Origin of the sequence: Ferrimonas sediminicola, assembly GCF_005116715.1 — a bacterium.
GTDB classification, from domain to species: domain Bacteria; phylum Pseudomonadota; class Gammaproteobacteria; order Enterobacterales; family Shewanellaceae; genus Ferrimonas; species Ferrimonas sediminicola.
Map to the genome: position 1 here is coordinate 1 of NZ_SWCI01000050.1, position 255 is coordinate 255.

The 255-nt window shown below is 60.4% G+C and carries 1 tRNA gene; it reads right to left on the reverse strand.

The features are described from left to right. Window positions 1-174: 174 nt before the first annotated feature. Window positions 175-250, reverse strand: a tRNA-Glu gene (locus tag FCL40_RS18485). Between the last annotated feature and the right edge of the window lie 5 nt (window positions 251-255).

The following is a 255-nucleotide window of genomic DNA, read 5'->3' on the forward strand; positions in this document are numbered from 1 at the left end:
CCGTGGACCTCTTGCATGCCATGCAAGCGCTCTCCCAGCTGAGCTATAGCCCCACTTTTGCTTTGTAACAAAGCGAATAAGTGGCGTCCCTTACGGGATTGGCGCCCTGTTGTGGCCGTGCATAGAGCGCGCGGTGTCTACACCGCCCGGCCCCTGTCGGCATCAACAGATAAGTGGCGTCCCCTAGGGGATTCGAACCCCTGTTACCGCCGTGAAAGGGCGGTGTCCTAGGCCTCTAGACGAAGGGGACCCTGG